Here is a 20,154-nt window from a genome sequence, read left to right as displayed (position 1 = left end):
CAACTCGGCGGCGAAATTGTCGATCTCGTCGTCGGTCTCGAAATCGGCCAGCCTGCGATACAGCGACAGCCGCACCGAGAGATCGGAGACATAGTCCTCCGGGATCAGCACCGGCATGCCGATCGTGATCTGCGGCGACCAGCGTTCTGCGGCGGGCTCGGCGATGCCGGCCTTGAGATTGATGATCGCCTCCTCCAGCATCGACTGGTACAATTCGAAGCCGACCTCCTTGATGTGTCCCGACTGCTCCTCGCCGAGCAGGTTGCCGGCGCCGCGGATGTCGAGATCGTGGGACGCGAGCTGGAAGCCGGCGCCGAGGTTCTCCAGCGACTGCAGCACGGTGAGGCGCTTCTCGGCCTGCGCCGTGATCTTCTGCTGCGCCGGCAGCGTGAACAGCGCATAGGCGCGCAGTTTCGAGCGCCCGACCCGGCCGCGCAACTGATAGAGCTGCGCCAGCCCGAACATGTCGGCGCGGTGCACGATCAGCGTGTTGGCGTTGGGAATGTCGAGGCCGCTTTCCACGATCGTGGTCGACAGCAGGATGTCGTATTTTCCGTCGTAGAAGGCCGACATGATGTCCTCGATCGTGGTCGGCGCCATCTGGCCATGGGCGACCGCGACCTTCATCTCCGGCAGATTCTTGTCGAGGAAGTCCTTCACCCCGGCGAGATCCTCGATCCGCGGCACGACATAGAAGGCCTGGCCGCCGCGGTAGCGCTCGCGCAGCAGCGCCTCGCGGATCATCAGGGGATCGTGCGGCGCGACGAAGGTGCGGACCGCGAGCCGATCGACCGGCGGCGAGGCGATGATCGAGAGCTCGCGCACGCCGGTCAGCGCCAGTTGCAGGGTGCGCGGGATCGGGGTCGCCGACAGCGTCAGCACGTGCACCTCGGCGCGAAGCTGCTTCAGCCGTTCCTTGTGGCTGACGCCAAAGTGCTGCTCCTCGTCGACGATCAACAGACCGAGATCGCGGAACTTGATCGACTTGCCGAGCAGCGCATGGGTGCCGACCACGATGTCGATCGAGCCGTCGGTCAGCCCCTTCTTGACCTGCGTCAGCTCCTTCGGCGAGATCAGCCGCGAGGCCTGCGCGACGTTGACCGGAAAGCCCTTGAAGCGCTCGGTGAAGGTCTTGGCGTGCTGGCGCGCCAACAGCGTGGTCGGCACCACGATGGCGACCTGTTTGCCGTCGAGCGCGACCGCGAACGCCGCGCGCAGGGCGACCTCGGTCTTGCCGAAGCCGACGTCGCCGCAGATCAGCCGGTCCATCGGCCGGCCGGCCTCGAGATCCTTCAAGGTCGCCTGGATCGCGGTCTCCTGATCCTCCGTCTCCTCATAGGGGAAGCGGGCGCAGAACTCGTCATAAAGGCCCGCCTGCACCGGCAGCTTTGGGGCCTCGTGCAGCATCCGCTCGGCCGCGATCTTGATCAGCTCGCCCGCAATCTCGCGGATGCGGTTCTTCAGCTTTGCCTTGCGAGTCTGCCAGCCGGTGCCGCCGAGCCGGTCCAGCTCGGCATTGGTCTGGTCCGAGCCGTAGCGCGACAGGAGCTCGATGTTCTCGACCGGCAGGAACAGTTTTGTCTCCGCCGCATAGTGCAGCTCAAGACAGTCGTGCGGCGCGCCGGCGACGTCGAGCGTCTGCAGGCCGACGAAGCGGCCGATGCCGTGTTCGACATGCACGACGAGATCGCCGGAGGCCAGACTCGTGACTTCGGAGATGAAGTTCTCCAGCTTCCGGTTCGCCTTGCGTGGCCGCACCAGCCGGTCGCCGAGGATGTCCTGCTCGCTGATGATGGCGACGTCATCGGTCTCAAAACCGCTTTCCAGGCCCAGCACGGCAAGCATGGTCTGGTTGCGCGGGGTGGCCTGCACCGTGCGCCAGGAATTGACTGCCGTGACGTTGTGCAGCTTGTGATCGGCCAGCATGTTGGCCATGCGGTCGCGCGAGCCCTCGCTCCACAGTGCGATCACCACCTTCTTACGCTGCGCCTGCAAGGTATGGACCTGCGCCACCACGGCCTCGAACACGTTGACATTGGCGTCGTTGCGCTCGGGCGCGAAATTCCGCCCCGCCCGGGCGCCGGCATCGATCACGCCGGCCTCGGCCGGAACGGCGAAAGGCGTCATCCGAGCGAGCGGCGCGTCGGCGAGCCGCCTGCTCCATTCGTCATCGGTGAGATAAAGCCGGTCCGGCGGCAGCGGCTTGTAGAGCGCCCCGCCGCCCGGATGCTCCATCGCCTCGCGCCGCGCGTCGTAATAGTCTGCGATCTGCTTGAAACGCTCCCGCGCGGCGTCCTCGCCCTGCGGCTCGATCACGACCGGCGCATCGCCGAGATAGTCGAACAGCGTCTCCATCCGCTCCTGGAACAGCGGCAGCCAATGCTCCATGCCGGGATGGCGGCGGCCTTCGCTGACCGCCTCGTAGAGCATGTCGTCGCGCTCGGGCGCGCCGAACTCGGCGACATAGCCCATCCGGAAGCGGCGGATGGTCTCGGGCACGAGCTGGAATTCCGAGATCGGCACCAGGTCGAGCGAACGCATGTCGAGATGGGTGCGCTGGGTCTCGGCATCGAAGGAGCGGATCGACTCCAGCGAGTCGCCGAAGAAGTCGAAGCGCACGGGCATGTCGAGCCCGGCCGGAAAGAGATCGAGGATGCCGCCGCGGACGGCATATTCGCCGGCCTCGCGCACGGTGGAGGAACGGGTGTAGCCGTTGTGCTCGAGCCAGGCGACGATGGAATCCATCGGCACGACATGCCCCGGCGCCACCGACAGCGCCTGCGCCGCCATGACCTCGCGCGCCGGCACCCGCTGCACGATCGCGTTCACCGTGGTCAGCACGATCAGCGGCTTGTCGCTGCCGGCGAGCCGCGCAAGCCGCGCCAGGGTGGTGACGCGCTGCGCGAGGATGCCGCCATGCGGCGAGACCCGGTCATAGGGCTGACAGTCCCAGGCCGGAAACTGCATGAGGGGCAGGTCGGGCGCGAAGAATTCGAGCGCCCGCGCCAACTGCTGCATGCGGGGACCGTCGCGGCAGACCACGGCAAGGCTGACCGCGGGCCGCTTCGGCCGTGCTGCGATGGCGCGCGCGAGATCGGAGATGACGAGGCCCTCGGCGCCCTCCGCGACATTGGCAAGGGTGAGCGAGCGGCCGGGAATGAGCAGTTCGGCGGGAGATTTGGCAAATGGCTTCATCGGTCGTGACCCACCGCGACAAAGGACTTGATGCGCTCGAACAGCGCGGTGGCATGCTCGGGCGGCAGCCGGCGGTCGCCGGTCAGGGCGGCATAAAGGTCGGGATCCGGCAGCTCGATAAGGTGTTCGAACTGGCCGAGTTCCTCGTCCGTGAGACTGGAAATCTCCGCATCGGCAAAGCGGCCCAGCACCAGGTCCATTTCTCGGGTACCGCGGTGCCAGCAGCGAAACAGCAGCCGCTTGCGGCGGTCATCGAGGCCGCCGCTCGATCGTGTCGATCCGGTCATTATCTGCAAATCCAGTCCAACGCCAAAAGCCCGGACGGGCCGGGCGCGGTTCATATAGCGGGCAGAATGGCCAATGTCAGCCCGCTCTCCTTGCAAAAAGCCGTGGATCGACCGCATAGCACGCGACTTGACCACCGAACGATCCTGGATTCCCGCTGATGCGCCCTCTCCTCCTCAATCCGCTGTTCGCACCGGTCACGAGCCTCGCCGGGGTCGGGCCGAAACAGGACAAGCTGTTTCGCTACCTTCTCGGGCGCGAGGAGACGCCGCGGCTGGTCGACCTCCTGCTGCACTTGCCGACGAGCGTGATCGACCGGCGGATGCGGCCGAAAATCCGCGACGCCGTCCAGGGGACCGTGGTGACGCTGGAGGTCACCGTTGACCGGCATCGGCCGCCTCCGCCGCGCAATCCGCGCGCGCCGCATCTGGTCTATGCCAGCGACGGCACCGGCGACGTCGTGCTGACCTATTTCCGCAGCGCGCCGGGCTATGTGGAGAAGCTGCTGCCGGTCGGCGCCAAGCGCTACGTTTCCGGTACGCTGCAGATGTATGACGGCATTCCGCAGATCGTGCACCCGGAACGCGTGGTCGACGAGACGGCATTCGCAAAACTCTCCGGCATCGATCCGGTCTATCCGCTGACCGAGGGCCTCGCGCTCGGCTCGCTGCGCCGGGCCATCGCGCAGGCCCTGCAAAAGCTGCCCGCGCTGCCGGAATGGATCAGCCCCGAGGTGATCCGCCGCTGCCATTTTCCGGGGATCAACGAAGCCCTGCACCGCGTGCACCAGCCGGTCGAATTGACCGACATCCTGCCCGACGGGCCGTTCTGGTCGCGCCTTGCCTTCGACGAACTGCTCGCCGGACAACTGGCGCTGGCACTGGTGCGAGCGCAGTTGCGGCGGCCGGCCGGCAACCGCCACGCCGGCGACGGTCACCTGCGTCGAAAGATCATCGACGCTCTGCCCTATGCGCTCACGGCCTCGCAACGACAGGCGGCGGCGGCGATTGCGGGGGATCTGCAACAGCCGGTGCGCATGCTGCGGCTGCTGCAGGGCGATGTCGGCTCCGGGAAGACCGTGGTGGCGCTGCTCGCTGCCGCCGCGGTGGCCGAGGCCGGCAAGCAGGCCGCGCTGATGGCGCCGACCGAGATCCTGGCGCGCCAACATATCAAGACCGTGGCGCCGCTGGCCGAGCGCGCCGGGCTTCGGGTCGCAATCCTGACCGGGCGCGAGAAGGGCAAGGAACGGCGTGAGCTCCTGGCCCACCTGGAGGCCGGCGAGATCGACCTTCTGGTCGGCACCCACGCGCTGATCCAGGACGACGTGGTGTTCAAGGCGCTAGCGCTGGCCGTGGTCGACGAGCAGCACCGCTTTGGCGTGCGCGAGCGGCTGGCGCTGACCGCCAAGGGCGAGGCCGTCGATGTATTGGTGCTGAGCGCAACACCAATCCCGCGCACGCTGGTCCTGACTTATTTCGGCGACATGGACGTCTCGGAATTGCGCGAGAAACCGGCCGGACGCCAGCCGATCGATACCCGCGCGGTGCCGCTGTCCCGGCTCGACGACGTCATGGACGCGGTCGGCCGCGCGCTGGCAGCCGGCACGCTCGTGTACTGGATCTGTCCGCTGGTCGAGGAAAGCGAGGCCCAGGGCGCCGACCATCTCACGGACGCCACCCAGCGCTACGAGAGTCTGCAGAAGCGGTTCGGCGGGCAGGTCGGCCTGGTGCATGGCCAGATGAAGGGCGCGGAGAAGGATCGCATGATGGCCGCCTTCGCGGCCCACGAGATCAGCCTGCTGGTCGCCACCACCGTGGTCGAGGTCGGCGTCGATGTGCCCGCGGCCACCATCATGGTGATCGAGAACGCCGAGCGTTTTGGGCTGGCGCAACTGCACCAGCTCCGCGGCCGGATCGGCCGCGGCGCCGAGGCCTCGACCTGTCTCCTCTTGTATCGTGAGCCGCTCAACGAGATGTCGAAAGCGCGGCTCAAGGTGATCCGCGAGACCACCGACGGCTTTCGCATCGCGGAGGAGGATCTGCGGCTGCGCGGCGAAGGCGACGTGCTCGGTGTGCGCCAGAGCGGCCTCCCCGGCTACCGGATCGCCCGCCCCGACGTGCACGCCCAGCTCATCACCCAGGCGCGTGACGAGGCGCTGCGCATCATGAAGGAGAGTCCAAAACTCGCAGGCGAGCGCGGCGAGGCGCTGCGCTGCCTGCTCTATCTGTTCGAGCGCGACGAGGCCGTCCCGCTGCTCGGGGCGGGGTGACCAGCATGCGACGTTCGTCAGAACGATACTTTGAGGCCGCCGGTGCCGTAGAAATCGTTGCCGAACTGGCGCGCGAAGGTCTGCGACACATTGGCGGTGAAGGCGACATTGTTCCAGAGCGGCGCCACCACGCCGGCCGTCACCCGCCCGTACGGGTTCTGCGAGCTGCCGTTCGGGATGTTCCAGTTGTTGACGATCAACGGCGCCGAGGTCGCACTGAACTGGATCAGGCGGCCGTTGCCGATGAAGTCGTCCTCCGCCGTCAGGTTGAGGTAGGGACTGATGGTCTTGCCGTTGATGGTGAACGGCGCCCGGAACTGCATGCCGACGCTGCCGATCAGAGCTTCCTCGGTCTGCGATCCCACCGTCAGTGTCAGGACGGGATCGCCGGCCTCGGTATAGCCGTTGACCCGGGCGCGGGCATAGGTCAGGCCGCCGATCGGCCCGAGTTGCATCCGGCCGGCGTCGAAGAGGTAGCCGGTCTTGCCGGCAACTACGAACGTCTGGCCGTCCGGATTGGATGTGATGGTGTCGACCACGCCCTGGCGGCTGTTGCGATAGTCCTGGAGGCCTACGGTCGCCAGCGCCTGGGCGAAGAAGTGCGCATTGGCCCAGCCGCCGTAGAAGCCGAGCTGGTAGGAATTGGCACTGGTGCTGCCGGCGTTGTTGAACAGGTTGGCCCTGGGATTGGAATAGTCGAACGCCGAACCGACGAAGGCATTGGCGTTGATCCGGTACTCGACGCCGATGGTGCCGCCGACGCTGTCGAGATGGAAGCCGTCGGAGGCGACATTGGCCTGGCGGTCGCTGATGCCGCCATTGCCCTGCATGTAGAACGACCACGGGCTGACCGCAACCGGGGCAAGCGGCGGCGCCTTGGTGTAGGGCGGGCGCATGTCGGCCGCCATGGCGTTCATCGGCGCTCCGAAGCCGGCGGTCTCGCGGAACAGATCGAGCTTGCCGAACAGGGTCGACGCGAACCCCATCGCAGATATCTGGGCGAGATCGCCCTGCGGCGCGAAGGTCAGCGGCGCCTGCAGGCGATTGACGATGTACTCGCCGAGCACGGCGAAGCCGTGCGAAGTCAGATGGATGCCGTCGACATAGAACAGGAACTGGTTCTGCAGCGCCGGATTGCCGATGCAGGCAACCGGACAGGCGCCCGTATTGGTGAAGCCGTAACGGCCGGGATTGGCCTGGATCAGCGTGCCGAGCAGTCCGGTGTCGATATATTCGACGCGAACGCCGGAGCGCGCGACGTTGGCGAGCGCGATCTGCATCAGGTTGTTGTAGGTCTGGCTGTAAGCCGACCCGACCGGCGCATTCGGATTGCCCTGGGCTTCCGGCAAGGCGCTGACGTCGCCGACCGTGAAGACGATGGTGCGCGCACCGTCGCCGACCAGCGCATTGATGCCGTTGATCGCGTTGTTGGCGCTGGTCGCCGCCGCCCCGGGGACGCCGGCAAGTGTCCCACCAGTCTGATAGTATTGGCGGGCGTCATTGCCGCCGATGCTGATCTCCACGAGATCGGAGGGTGCAATACTTATTGGTCCAAGCAGGCCCTGCACTTCCTGAAGAAAGCCGCCCGTGGTGCCGAGAACCGTGTTGCCAGTGGTCTTCGCGCCACCGATGGCGAAGTTGAGTTGCGGAATTCCGAGCAAGGCGGAGGTCGTGTCGACGAAGTTGGTGCCGCCGCTGAAGCGCCCGGTCGGATAGAGCGGAAACTGGCCGATGCCGCCCGTGAATTTCCAGAGATTGCCGATGTCCGCGTAGCTGTCGCCAAAGGCCTGGATTTTGGTGAAGGCGACCTGGGCCCCGGCTTCGCCCTGCATCGGCAGCAGCGCTGCGCCTGCAAGCAGCATCGATACGCCGAACAGTCCCGCCCCGCGCGCAGGTTGCATTGTCGCCTCCCCGACTACTTGTACTTTTGGTTGAGCGAATGCTTCCACACATCGCTCCCACCGGACAAGCCGGGAAGCGGCCCTGCTGAACGCATTTTCGACGGTGTGGTGTTTAGGTCTCAGTCTGCACTGCGATGCACTGTCACTGTTCACCAAGTCCCTGGTGAGTTTGTGCGTTCAATCCACCTTCTCCGTCACCGGCGCCAGCGCCGACGACTCGCCGTTGGCGATCCGGGCCGCGTTCGCCATGCCGGCAAGGGCCGCAGCCTTCTTCTGCGGGTCGGAATTCGCTCCGGGCTGCACCACGCCGCAGGACATGATCAGTGTCGCCGCATCCTCCGTGCTCATGTCGACCTCGAAGATCTTGCTCTTCGGCACATAGAAGAAGAAGCCGGTGGTCGGATTCGGCGCGCAGGGCAGGAACACGGAGATGTGCTCCTCCTCCCCCGGCAGGCTGCGGGCCACCTCCGGGCTCGGCGCTTGCGAGATCAGGACGATCGACCACATGCCGGGCGAGGGAAACTCGACGAGACCGACGCGGCGGAAGCTCGAACCCTTGCCGGAGAACAAGGTTTCGAACACCTGCTTCAGGCCGCGATAGATCGCGCGCACCGCTGGAATGCGTCCGAGCACACTCTCTCCCAGATCGACCAGTGTGCGGCCGATCAGGTTGGCAGTCAGGAAACCGAGCAATGTCAGCGCGACCACTGCGACAATGAGTCCGGACCCGGGCAGGCCAAATGGCAGATAGGTCTCTGGCCGATAGGCGGTCGGCACGAACGGCCGGACCAGACCATCGACCCAGGTCACGAACCACCAGGTCAGATAAAGGGTGATGGCAACGGGCCCAGCGACGACCAGGCCGGTGAGAAAATAGTTTCGGAATCGCGCCATGATGCCATGAGAGGTAACCGGCGTGGCAGGTCCGGCTGGGGGTTCCGATGCGGCAGGCGGCAGCTCGTCGCGGGGGGTCATTCGGGTTCCGGGCAAAGTTCAAATACTAGCTATGTATTCTAGCAGATATTTGAAGAGCGCGGGACGCCCCGGCAAGCTCCCGCCCTGCCTATTCCACGGTCACCGACTTGGCGAGATTGCGCGGCTGATCGACATCGGTGCCCATGACGACGGCCGTATGATAAGCGAGAAGCTGCACCGGAATGGCATAGACCATCGGCGTGAAGGTCGCGGCCATGTCCGGCAACACGATCGTCAACAGCGAATCCACCGTCGCCTCCGCAGCTCCCTTGGCATCGGTCATCAGGATGATGTTGCCGCCGCGCGCGGCGACTTCCTGCATGTTCGAGACGGTCTTCTCGAACACCCGATCGAACGGCGCGATCACCACGACCGGCATGGTTTCGTCGATCAGCGCAATGGGCCCGTGCTTGAGCTCGCCGGCGGCGTAGCCTTCGGCGTGGATGTAGGAGATTTCCTTCAGCTTCAGCGCGCCCTCCAGGGCGAGCGGATAGGAGGTGCCGCGGCCGAGATAGAGCACATCCTTCGACTTGGCGATGTCGCGCGCGAGCTTCTCGATCTGCGGCTCGATGGCCAGCGCCGCCGCGATCAGGCGGGGAATTTCCACGAGCCCATGCACGAGCCTGGTCTCATCGGCCTCCGACACTTCCCCCCGCACCTTGCCCGCGGCGACCGCAAGCGCCGCCAGCACCATCAATTGGCAGGTGAAGGCCTTGGTCGAAGCGACGCCGATCTCGGGGCCGGCGAGCGTCGGCACCACGGTCTCGCTCTCGCGGGCGATCGTCGAAGTCGGCACGTTGACGACCGACAGCGTGTGGAGGCCTTGCGACTTGGCATAGCGCAGCGCGGCCAAGGTGTCGGCGGTCTCGCCGGACTGGGAGATGAAGATCGCCAGATCGCCCTTGCGCAGCGGCGCCTCGCGGTAACGGAACTCGGAGGCGACGTCGAGCTCGACGGGAATGCGCGCGAGCTTCTCGAACCAGTATTTCGCGATGAACCCGGCATAACTTGCGGTGCCGCAGGCGGTGATCGAGATGCGCTGGATATCGCCGAAGTCGAACGGCAGCTTGAAGGGCAGTGCGACACGCTCGGCCGCCATGTCGACATAGCGCGCCAGCGTATGGCCGACCACCTCCGGCTGCTCGTGGATCTCCTTGGCCATGAAATGGCGGTAGTTCGCCTTGTCGACCAAGGAGGTGGCGGCGCTGTGCTTGGATGCATCGCGATGCACGAGCGCGTCGTGGCGGTCGTAGATGGTGGCGCCGTCGCGGGTCATCACGGCCCAGTCGCCGTCTTCGAGATAGGCGATCATGTCCGTGAAGGGTCCAAGCGCGATCGCGTCGGAGCCGAGAAACATTTCACCCTCGCCGAAGCCGATGGCGAGCGGCGGCCCGTTGCGGGCGCCGATCATCAGGTCGTCGTCGCCCGCGAAGATGAATCCGAGCGCGAATGCGCCACGAAGCTGCGACAGCGCCGCCTTCACCGCATCCACCGGCGCGATGCCCCGTTGCAGCATGCCATCGACGAGATGGAGCACGGTTTCGGTGTCGGTTTCGGTCTTGAAGATCGCGCCCCGGCTCTCGAGCCCCTCGCGCAGCTCGCGAAAGTTCTCGATGATGCCGTTGTGAACCACCGCGACGCGCTCGGTGGCATGCGGATGCGCGTTGTTCTCGGTCGGTCTGCCGTGGGTGGCCCAGCGCGTATGACCGATGCCGGTATGGCCGGAAAGTGGAGAGGCCTGCAGTCGCGCTTCGAGATTCTTCAGCTTGCCTTCGGCGCGACGCCGGTCGAGCCGGCCGCCTTCGATGGTCGCGATGCCGGCGGAATCGTAACCGCGGTATTCCAATCGCTTCAGCGAATCGACGATCTGCTCGGCGACTGGACCGCGCCCCAAGATACCGACAATGCCGCACATGCAGGCAATATCCCTCAACTGTCGAAACGATTCTCAAAACACCTGAAGCTGGTTTCTCTTAACGAAAGTCGCAGGTGTCGAGATACTCAAAAAATATTGCGGATTGCGACAGAGTTAAATCAAAAGCTTAACGAATGCATCCAGCAGCACTGTTCCGGCCGCGCCGTTTTAACGCGACATCAACGCCTTTGGCAAACCATTCGATGAGACCGGGAGATACGTTCATGAAACGCGGCAGCAAGACACCCGATCCGAAAGGGCTTGGCGCGATGCAGGTGCGGGCGAGCTCCTCGAGCCTGCACCTTGCCCATTGGCCGCCGCCAAATCGCGAGCACATCTCAAAGCCCGTTCTCTCCATCAATCGTCCCGGCGAGCCCGTGGAGCGTCACAAGGGGCGAGGCTGGCGCCTGACGCGCGCGATGTTCGCCGAGTTCGAAGGCGAAGAGAGTTGACTTGGGGCAAGCGACCATACTCGCCAAGAAATGAAGCGAACTTGCCGCTCGACGCGCCAGCGCTCGTCAGCGCCCCGCGAGCTTGGCCTTCTTTCTCAGCTTGACCTCGCGATAGCGCGCCGCCCCGCCCTCGCGGGTGCTCTGCTCGGTGCGCTCGAGCGCCATGGCATCATCGGGAACGTCCTTGGTGATCACCGAGCCCGAGCCGATATAGGCGCCATTGCCGATCCGGATCGGTGCGACCAGCGACGAATTGGTGCCTATGAAGGCGCCCTCTCCGATCGACGTCTTGTGCTTGAAGAAGCCGTCGTAGTTGCAAGTGATGGTGCCGGCGCCGATGTTGCTGTTGGCGCCGATCTCGGCATCGCCGACATAGGAGAGATGGTTGACCTTGACGCCGGCGTGAAGTGTCGCGGCCTTGGCCTCGACGAAATTGCCGATCTTGGCGCCGTCGCCGAGCGAGGTCCCCGGGCGCAGGCGCGCAAACGGGCCGACCTGGGCATTCCTGCCGATCGAGGACTGCACGAGGTGGGAGAAGGAATGGATCACGGCGCCATCCGCTATGGTGACGCCCGGCCCGATCACCACGAACGGCTCGATGGTCACGTCGGTGCCGAATTTGGTGTCGGCCGAGAGATGGACCGTGTCCGGCGCAATCAGCGTGACGCCTACGTCCATGGCGGCGGCGCGCAACCGCGCCTGCATCACGGTTTCGGCCTCGGCAAGCTGGGCCTTGGTGTTGATGCCGCGCACTTCGTTTTCGTCCGTTTCGATCACGACGACCTCCGATCCCATCTCCTCGACGATGCCGACGGCATCGACCAGATAATACTCGTGCTTGCTGTTGGCGTTGCCGATCCTGTCGAGGATCTCGAGCGCTTTTCGGCCGTCGAAGGTCATGACACCGGCATTGCACAGCCTGACCTCGCGCTCCTCGACGCTGGCGTCGGCGTGCTCGCGGATCGCCACCAGCCGGTCGCCTTGCATCAACAGGCGGCCATAGCCGGTGGGGTCGGCGGCACGGAACCCGAGCACGGCGAGCGTCGCGCCGTTCCGCAGCGGCGCGCGCAGGCGCTCGAAGGTCGCGGCGGAGATCAGCGGCGTGTCGCCAAAGACGACCAGCAGCTCGTCGGCGCCGCGCGCGATCGCATCCCGCGCCGCCAGCACCGCATGCGCGGTGCCCAGCCGCTCACGCTGCACGAATATGTCGGCATCCGGCCTGAGCCGCTTTGCCTCATCAGCGACGGCTTGGTGGTCGGGGCCGATCACCACCGCTAGGGCGGCCCCAGGTTCCCTTGGCGAGGCGCCGAGCACGTGGGCCAGCAGCGACTGGCCTGCGACAGGATGCAGCACTTTCGGCAAGCGTGAGCGCATGCGGCTGCCTTCGCCGGCCGCGAGCACGACAGTCAGACTTGAGCGAGCGCCCATCGGCGAAGTTCTCCCGGACGCTTCCTGCGCGCGCCCGACGCCGTCATAGAGCGTTTTCCTCCGGCCGCAAACGCCCGGGATTCAGGTCACGCGCCCAAATCCTGTTAATGTTTGGCCATGATTCGTCGAGTTTCAGGGAATCGTGGACGTCGTATGGCAAAGGATTCCAACCGAGCGGCCGGTCCCTTAGGAGCCGAGAACGCCGGCGGCGCCCTGCTGTCTGGACTGTTCGCCGAGGAGAATGCCTCCGACCGCCGCACCCTTTGGCGGATCGGAACCTGGGGCGCGGCCGCGGTCGGCGCGGTGATCGCGGCTGTCCTGGCCAACCAATCGTCGCTGGGCTGGCGCCGCGACCAGCTCGCCGTCGCCGATCTGGCGCGGCAGGATCAGCAGATCCAGTCGCTGACCCGCGCCAGCGAGAACGAAGCGCGGCGGCTTTCGTCAGCCATCGACACGCTGAACAATGACCGCGATCGACTTTTCGCCCGCGTGACCGTGCTCGAACAGGGCCTGGACTCGGTCACCGGGACGATCGCCAGGCAGAAAACCACCCAAAGCGCAGCGGCGCCTGCGCCGCCTCCGGCGCCCGCTCCGTCAGCGCCCAAACCCGCCACCATTGCCCCGGTAGCCACGGCTGCGCCGGCCCAGCCGGACCCTTCGCCCAGCTCGTTCAATCAGGCGGCCGCCGCACTGGCGACCGGGTCGACTGGCTCGCCGCCAACCGTGGCCAGCTCTCCCGGGCCGATGGCCATGGCCTTGCCGACGGAAAAAGTCCGACCTGAAAAGGTGAAAGCGGAGCCGGCCCCAAAATCCGATCGGGCCACGGACACGGCCCCGTCGCCGCTCCCGTCGGTTCCGGCTCCCGCCAGTGCTCCCGCCGCCTCTGCGCCGCCTTCGCCGCCGGCGGGCCCTGCCGGGCCGCCCGCCCCGCTGATGGCCGCGCCATCGATCATGGCTCCCCCAGATCCCGGCGCGTCGAAACTGATGGAGCTTCCGAAAACGGCCGATGCCGCCCCGCCAGCATCGCGAATGCCGGAGGCAACGCCCGCCGCTCCCCAGGGCAAGGCCAAGGATAGCGGGGCCAAGGAAACAAAGGATGCGGACAGGAGCAAAGGCGGGGATGGCAAGGAGCGGACTGAAGCCGTCCCGGACAAGGTCGCGATCCAGCATACCGAATTTGCGGTCGATCTCGGCACGGCCAATTCGGTCGGCGGCCTGCGAGCGCTCTGGCGCGGGCTGGTCAAGGCCAATGGCGAGCTGGCCGAGTTGCGCCCGATCATCGTGATCCGGGAGGGCAACACCGGGCTCGGCATGCAACTGCATCTGGCGGCCGGGCCGCTCAAGGATGCCGCCGCCGCGGCGCGGATTTGCGCCAGCCTGGCGGAGGCCGAACGAACCTGCGAGACCACGCTATTTGACGGCCAGCGCCTCGCCGTCTCCGCCGACGACGGACCCTCACAGCCCACCGCCAAGCCGGTCCCGGCAAAACCCGGCTACTATCGGCGCGGCTCGTCCCGACACTTCCGGACGGAAGATGCGCCGCCAAAGCCCGCCGAGGCGGCTCCCTCGAGCTCGACCTTCTCGTCGCTGTTCAGCGGCAAACGATAGATCGAGAAGGTCCGCAATACCAAACCGTTGCGGCCAGCTCTTGAACAATGCGGCAGCTCGCTTTACGCCTTGTCGGCGAACGCGTTCCCAACCATATTGCGCCCCATGAACAAGACTCCGTTCCGGCTAACCCCCTATCAGGTGCAATGGATACTGGTCGTCGGTTTCCTGACGGTCGGCTACGCGCTGTACCTGCGCTATCTTGCGATCGAGTTTTCGACCGTGGCGCTGGCCTGCGATGCCGGCCTGCGGACCATGCTATGCACGTCGCGGGCGGTGGCGACGGTGCTGTTCAAGAACTCGGTGTTCGGCATCGTGGCGCTGGTGATCGCGGTGCTGCACGTCATCCGGCCCTCGATCGTGCTCCTGACCGGGGCGGTGATCGCGGCGGGGCTCGGAATCGTGCTCTACAACATCGCCCTGTCCGGTCTGGCGATCGGGCTGCTCATTTTGGGATTTGCACGCCCCGCGCCCGCCACAGCGTGACGGCAAACAGCAGATAGGTTGCGCAGGTCCACAGCGACTGCCAATTGTCCCGGCCTTCGTTGAATCCAATGTAGACCGCCGAGGCCGCGAAGATCCCTGCAAATACGGATTCCGCGATCGGACGCGCTCCGCCGGACGGACGGTTGAGAAGCAGGCTCGCGAACGGCACCACCGCCATGCTGAACGTCGCATAGGGAAAATCCCGATAACGCGGATCGAACACGAAGCCGAGCGCTGTTTCGCTTCCGATCACCGCGGTCACGGCAAGACAGGCACCCAGGCACCACATCGACAAGGACAGGCTCGCGCCCGCGCCGCGTGGACCGAACATGTCGAGCAAGGTCGGCAACGGCCGGCCCGAAACCACGGCATTGACGCTCAGCACCGATCCGACCACGGCGGCAGCGAGCAGCGCCCCCCATTGCAGCCAGCCGCCGATACCGTAGCTTTCATAGAACATCTTGTCGGCGGCAATCCCGAGCAGGATGCCAGCCGTGGTCGCCGACAGAAAGACCGCGATCCAGGATGACAGACGGGGCGTCCAGGGCCGCCGACTCGTGGTGAGCCAGGCCGAGACGAACACGATCAGGCTGAGCCCCATGCCGGCGCCCATCTGCCATTTCCAGAGCGGGAAATTGGAGATCGGAACACCGGGTGGATATTTCAGCGCGCGCTGCGCGGCATTGTACATGCCCCAGTAGCCGCCGACCGTGCCCTCGAGCTGCCGCTTCCAGGGCTGGTCATAGGCCTCGATCAGGTTGACGCGAAAACTCTCCTGCTTGGCGAGCAGCAGGATTTCCGACACCACGCGGGCCTGGTTGGTGCGCGACGGCAACGCCCCCTCCCGCATCCGCCCCTCGCTCGGCCAGCCGGTCTCCCCGATCAGGATTTCCTTGCCCGGAAACGCCACCGCCATCTGCTGCCGGATCGAATCGACATGGGCGGCGGCGAACTTGGCGCGGATCGGAAAATCCTCCCAATAAGGCAGGATGTGAATGGTGATGAAGTCGACCGCATCGTAGATTTCGCGATTGCGCAGCCAGAACTCCCAGACATCGGCATAGGTGACGGGCACCGCGACTTGTGCCTTCACCGCGCGAATACTGGCGGCGAGGTCCGAGGTCGTCATCTCCCCGCGCAGCAGCACTTCGTTGCCGACGACCACGGACGTGATGACCTCGGGATATTGCTTGGTGAGACGCACGACGGTCGAGATCTGGTTCAGGTTCTTGAGCCGGTCGCTGCCGAGCCAGACGCCCTGCATGACCTTCAGGCCGCCGACCTTGGCGGCGATGCCCGGCACCTGATCGAGGCCGTTCTCGATCGAGTAGGTGCGCACGCAGTCGGTGATCTTGGCGAGCTGCGTCAGATCCTGCTCGATCTGCTCGGCATCGATGCGGGCCGTGGATTGCAACGGGGTCTGCGAGCCGCGAAACGGCGCGTAGGAGACGCATTGCAGCTTGGCGTCGGGATCGATCGGTGCGCGCGCGAGCGTGACTGGCGTGGCCAGCCACCACCACACGGCGGCGATCGCGGAGAGGGAAATGACCAGAAGCGCCAGCGGCGTACGTAAGGAAATTGGTTTGATCCTCCGGGCGGGGCCCGTCGATTAGCTGCTCGGTGGGCGTCTGCCAAGTGGCCCGCAGGGCGCACTCGACCAAGCGACGCGACGCCGCGGGCATTTTACCAGCCGGCGGTTGTGGCTTTGCTGGACAAAATCCGAAATTCCAGTCATGGGACTGGCTGGCCACTTCGCCGCAATGGGGACCCATTTGAACGGCATCACCGGGCCCGCTGGGCGGCAGGGTGGCAACAGGCTGGCAAGAAATCGGGGAATTTATGGGTCTACGGGTGCTTCGTTTGCGAAATCTGATCTTGCGCCATCTCGCGGCCCCCGGGCTCGTCCTGCTGCTGGCGGTCGGACCCGGCTTCGCGCAGAGCGGCGACAATCGGCCACAGGAGCAGTCCGGCAAGCCCGGAGCCCCCAACCAGAACGACGCTGCCAAGGACAACCAGCACAAGGTCGACGAGTTCGCCGAAGCCGCCCATGCGATCAACGGCCCGGGCGGCAATCCCGAATGCGTCTGGCTCGGGCGACGCGTCGTGCAACTGATGTATCGCGACGATCTCGATACCGCGTTCCGCCATGTCGACCTCTATGACCGCTTCGGCTGCCCGGGTGGACATATCCAGGCGGCATTCCGCTGCCTGACCCGTTTCCTCGCGGAGATCGACGACAAAGTGCCGCGGAGCCTGAGCGACCATGTCCACACCTGCTGGATCAATCCGCAGGCGCAACCACAGGCTGCTGCGGCGGCAGCTCCCTCGGCGCCCTCCTCGCCAGCGCCCACGACGGCCGGATCGGCCGCCCCGGCAACGCCCGCGGCAACTCCGCAGCCGTCGCCGACGCCCGCGTCGCCGACCAAATGATCCGGTTCATTCAGGGTTCACGGGCCTTGTGTTGTGATGGAACGGATCGGGCGGCGCGGTCGTTGAAAAAAACCGCGCCCCTTAGAATCGCCACGGCGTCATACCAGTTGTTTAATGGCGTGGCAGGATTATCCTCGTATTGCCGCCGTGTCGGTCGAATCTAGGGGACAGGTTCGCTTCCTCCCACTACGCCCCGTCTGGTTTTGTCGCGATGCGTGCCATCGTTGCCGTTCTGCTGTTCGTCGGTGCCGCCCATGCGGCGCTGTGGGGCGTTTTCCAGGAAAAGCGTCAGGCTCCTGATTTCACGGGCATGCTGCCCAGCGTCTCCTATGCGCCGTTCGAGGGGACGGCCCATCCGGACATCGACAACATCCCGACCGTCGAGCGCATCCGCGCCGACATGAAGAAGCTGTCGACCATCACACGGGCGATCCGGCTCTACTCTTCCACGGGCGGCGTCGAGCTCGTGCCGCCGATCGCGGCCGAGTTCGGCCTCAAGGTCACGGTCGGCGCCTGGATCGACAAGAACAAGGACCGCAACGAGCGCGAGATCGACGCCGCCATCAATCTCGCCCGGCGCAACAGCAACGTCATCGGCGTCGTGGTTGGCAACGAAACCATCTATCGCGGAGAGCAGAAGGTCGACGACCTGATCGAGCTGATCAAGCGGGTCAAGAAATCGGTCAACGTTCCCGTCACCACGGGTGAGATCTGGAACATCTGGCGCGACTATCCGGAGCTCGCGTCCAACGTCGATTTCATCGCCGCGCACGTCCTGCCCTATTGGGAGAACTTCTCCGACAAGCAGGCGGTCGACCAAGCCTTCTACCTCTACCAGCTGCTGCGCGAAAAATTTCCGGGCAAGCGGGTGGTGATCGCCGAATTCGGCTGGCCCAGCGCCGGCTATAACCTGCTGAATGCCAATCCAGGTCCGTTCGAGCAGGCCCAGGTGCTGCGCAATTTCGTCACCCGTGCCGATGCCATCGGCATGGAGTACAACATCGTCGAGGGCATCGATCAGCCCTGGAAATTCTTCGAGGGCGGCGTCGGCCCGTATTGGGGCATCCTCAATGCGGCACGGGAGGCGAAATTCTCCTGGACCGGTCCGATCGCCAATCCGGACTACTGGAAGCTCGCCACCATCGCGCTCTTGGTCGGCATCCTGATGTCGCTGCCGATCCTGCGGCTGCCCGAGGCGACCCTCATGCAGGCGGTGCTGTTGTCCGCTTCCGCCAACGCCGTCGGCGCCTGGACGGCCACGGTGTTCGCCTATTGGGCCGGACATTACTTCGTGTTCGGGTCGGCGTTCGCCCTGATCCTCGGCCTGATCCTTCTGGTGCCGCTGGTCCTGATCGCGATGGCGCGGATCGAAGAGATCGCGGCGGTGGCCTTCGGCCGTCCGCCACGCCGCCTGATCGTCAAGCCGGCGCAAGTCGCGCCCGCCACCATGGGCGCGGAGTTGAGCTTCCCCAAGGTCTCGATTCACATTCCGGCCTATTTCGAGCCGCCGGAGATGCTGAAACAGACGCTGGATGCGGTCGCCCGGCTCGACTATCCGAATTTCGAATGCGTGGTGATCATCAACAACACGCCCGACCCGGCGTTCTGGCAGCCGATCCAGGATCATTGCCGCGCGCTCGGCGAACGCTTCAAGTTCATCAATGCGGAGAAGGTCAAGGGCTTCAAGGCCGGCGCGCTGCGCATTGCGATGGACCGCACCGCGGCGGATGCCGAGATCATCGGCATCATCGACGCCGACTATGTGGTCGATCCGGACTGGCTGAAGGACCTCGTGCCGGTCTTCGCCGATCCCCGTGTCGGCCTGGTGCAGGCGCCGCAGGAGCATCGCGACGGCGACAGGTCGCTGATGCACTATATGATGAACGGCGAATATGCCGGCTTCTTCGACATCGGCATGGTCCAGCGCAACGAGGAGAATGCGATCATCGTGCACGGCACGATGTGCCTGATCCGGCGCGCGGCGATGGACCTGGCCGGCGGCTGGGCCGGCGATACCATCTGCGAGGACACCGATCTCGGGCTTGCCATCATCGAGCAGGGCTGGCTCACGCACTACACCAACCACCGCTACGGCCGCGGACTCCTGCCCGACACCTACGAGGCGTTCAAGAAGCAGCGCCATCGCTGGGCCTATGGCGGCTTCCAGATCGTCAAGAAGCACTGGCGCCGCTTCCTGCCCGGCAAGAGCCGGTTGACGCCGGACCAGAAGCGCGAATTCTCGCTGGGCTGGTTGAACTGGCTCGGCGCCGAGAGCCTCGGCGTCGTGGTGGCGATCCTCAACCTGATCTGGGTGCCGATCGTGGCGTTCACGGGGATCGCCATTCCCGACAAGATCCTGACGCTGCCGATCATCGCCGCGTTCCTGGTGTCGCTCGGACATTTCCTGGTGATGTACCGCCTGCGGGTGCCGGTGAAGACCTGGCAGATGCTGGGCGCGATGGTGGCGGCGATGTCGGTGCAATGGACGGTGTCGCGCGCGGTCGCCCAGGGTCTGATCACCGAGCATCTGCCGTTCGCCCGCACCTCCAAGGGCGGGCTGTCGCGGATGTCGATCGAGTTCCAGGCGTTCTGGGAGGCCGTGATCGGCGTGCTGCTGCTGATCGGCGCCGGCGTGCTGGTGGTCACCAACGGCACCAAGCAGATCCGCGAAATCTACATCTTCGCGGCCGTGCTGGTCTTGGAAAGCCTGCCCTTCCTGTCGGCGGTCGCAATCGCCGTGCTGGAGAGCTCGCGGCTAAACTCGTTCCAGTTCTGGCGCGACACCGGTATCCGGACGGCCGAGCTGATTGGCCTGCGGCCGGTGTCGCTGCCGCCGCTGCCGCCATCGACGCCGGTGCGAAGCGAGGTTCGGCGCGAGGCCAACTGACGGTGAGCGGCCGCTATTGACCGGCCGCACCCCACCCCGCTACACAGCGGCCCGAGAGCACGATCCGGAAGAAGCCCACCCAGCGCCTGGGCGGCCACCGGTCTTCCGAGATGATCGTGCAAAACCAGAGTCGGGAAGGCGACGGCGGTCACGCGGACTGCGTCGCGTCCAGGCGAGCGCGTAGCTCAGCCGGTAGAGCACGTGACTTTTAATCACGGGGTCCTGGGTTCGAGCCCCAGCGCGCTCACCACGTTGAATCATCTGCGAAAAAACCGTCTTCCAGGAGGGCATCAATCTGTCGGGGTAAGGCGCTGGGTAAGCGT

At 65.5% G+C, this 20,154-nt stretch carries 13 protein-coding genes and 1 tRNA gene; 7 read left to right on the top strand and 7 right to left on the bottom strand.

Translation table 11 applies throughout. From position 1 onward, the window contains the following. Window positions 1-3,195, bottom strand: a 3,195-nt coding sequence (gene mfd / locus JOY90_RS33410; protein ID WP_291695354.1) for a transcription-repair coupling factor, incomplete at its 3' end; no start/stop codon positions are given. Next, complete coding sequence (locus JOY90_RS33405; protein ID WP_291695356.1) at window positions 3,192-3,482, bottom strand: succinate dehydrogenase assembly factor 2; 291 nt, start codon at window positions 3,480-3,482, stop codon at window positions 3,192-3,194. The genes mfd and JOY90_RS33405, both read right to left, overlap by 4 nt. A 158-nt stretch (window positions 3,483-3,640) precedes the next feature. On the opposite strand from JOY90_RS33405, the gene recG reads away from it, so the two are divergent. Continuing rightward, a complete protein-coding gene (recG, locus tag JOY90_RS33400; RefSeq protein ID WP_291695353.1) occupies window positions 3,641-5,749 on the top strand; it encodes an ATP-dependent DNA helicase RecG in 2,109 nt (702 codons plus the stop codon). A 17-nt stretch (window positions 5,750-5,766) separates the two neighbouring features. Here recG and JOY90_RS33395 read toward each other — a convergent pair whose 3' ends face one another. The 3 genes from JOY90_RS33395 to glmS form a co-directional block, all read right to left on the bottom strand. Continuing rightward, entirely contained in the window at window positions 5,767-7,650 is a 1,884-nt protein-coding gene (locus JOY90_RS33395) for an autotransporter domain-containing protein (RefSeq protein ID WP_291695352.1), read from the bottom strand. 177 nt (window positions 7,651-7,827) lie between these two features. Continuing rightward, window positions 7,828-8,625 carry a DUF502 domain-containing protein gene (locus tag JOY90_RS33390; protein WP_291695351.1) on the bottom strand — a complete coding sequence of 266 codons (798 nt, stop codon included), beginning with the start codon at window positions 8,623-8,625 and terminating at the stop codon, window positions 7,828-7,830. A gap of 88 nt (window positions 8,626-8,713) precedes the next feature. Further along, entirely contained in the window at window positions 8,714-10,540 is a 1,827-nt protein-coding gene (gene glmS, locus JOY90_RS33385; RefSeq protein WP_291695350.1) for a glutamine--fructose-6-phosphate transaminase (isomerizing), read from the bottom strand. Window positions 10,541-10,764: 224 nt separating this feature from the next. Here glmS and JOY90_RS33380 point away from each other — a divergent pair, with 224 nt between their 5' ends. Continuing rightward, entirely contained in the window at window positions 10,765-10,992 is a 228-nt protein-coding gene (locus JOY90_RS33380) for a hypothetical protein (RefSeq protein WP_291695349.1), read from the top strand. 66 nt (window positions 10,993-11,058) lie between these two features. On the opposite strand, the gene glmU is transcribed toward JOY90_RS33380, so the two are convergent. Then, a complete protein-coding gene (gene glmU, locus JOY90_RS33375; protein WP_291695348.1) occupies window positions 11,059-12,420 on the bottom strand; it encodes a bifunctional UDP-N-acetylglucosamine diphosphorylase/glucosamine-1-phosphate N-acetyltransferase GlmU in 1,362 nt (453 codons plus the stop codon). Window positions 12,421-12,573: 153 nt separating this feature from the next. Between glmU and JOY90_RS33370 the strand changes: the two genes are divergently transcribed. Both JOY90_RS33370 and JOY90_RS33365 read left to right on the top strand, forming a co-directional pair. Next, entirely contained in the window at window positions 12,574-14,028 is a 1,455-nt protein-coding gene (locus JOY90_RS33370; protein WP_291695347.1) for a hypothetical protein, read from the top strand. 105 nt (window positions 14,029-14,133) lie between these two features. After that, a complete protein-coding gene (locus tag JOY90_RS33365; protein ID WP_291695346.1) occupies window positions 14,134-14,514 on the top strand; it encodes a hypothetical protein in 381 nt (126 codons plus the stop codon). On the opposite strand, the gene JOY90_RS33360 is transcribed toward JOY90_RS33365, so the two are convergent. Further along, window positions 14,474-16,102, bottom strand: coding sequence for a beta-(1-6) glucans synthase (locus JOY90_RS33360; protein WP_291695355.1), 1,629 nt, complete (start codon window positions 16,100-16,102; stop codon window positions 14,474-14,476). The two genes, JOY90_RS33365 and JOY90_RS33360, sit on opposite strands and share 41 nt — an antisense overlap. 251 nt (window positions 16,103-16,353) lie before the next feature. Between JOY90_RS33360 and JOY90_RS33355 the strand changes: the two genes are divergently transcribed. From JOY90_RS33355 to JOY90_RS33345, 3 genes are all read left to right on the top strand, one after another. Continuing rightward, the gene (locus JOY90_RS33355; RefSeq protein WP_291695345.1) at window positions 16,354-16,944 is read left to right on the top strand and encodes a beta-1-3, beta-1-6-glucan biosynthesis protein; all 591 of its coding nucleotides are present in this window, start codon (window positions 16,354-16,356) and stop codon (window positions 16,942-16,944) included. 211 nt (window positions 16,945-17,155) lie between these two features. Then, window positions 17,156-19,831, top strand: a complete 2,676-nt coding sequence (locus tag JOY90_RS33350) for a glycosyltransferase (RefSeq protein ID WP_291695344.1) — start codon at window positions 17,156-17,158, stop codon at window positions 19,829-19,831. Window positions 19,832-20,005: 174 nt separating this feature from the next. Further along, window positions 20,006-20,081: transfer RNA gene (locus JOY90_RS33345), tRNA-Lys, on the top strand. Window positions 20,082-20,154: the final 73 nt, after the last annotated feature.

The organism is Bradyrhizobium sp., from assembly GCF_019242285.1.
Classification (GTDB): Bacteria; Pseudomonadota; Alphaproteobacteria; order Rhizobiales; family Xanthobacteraceae; genus Bradyrhizobium.
Note: the sequence above shows the minus strand (reverse complement) of the source record. Positions and strands in the feature narration are given on the sequence as shown.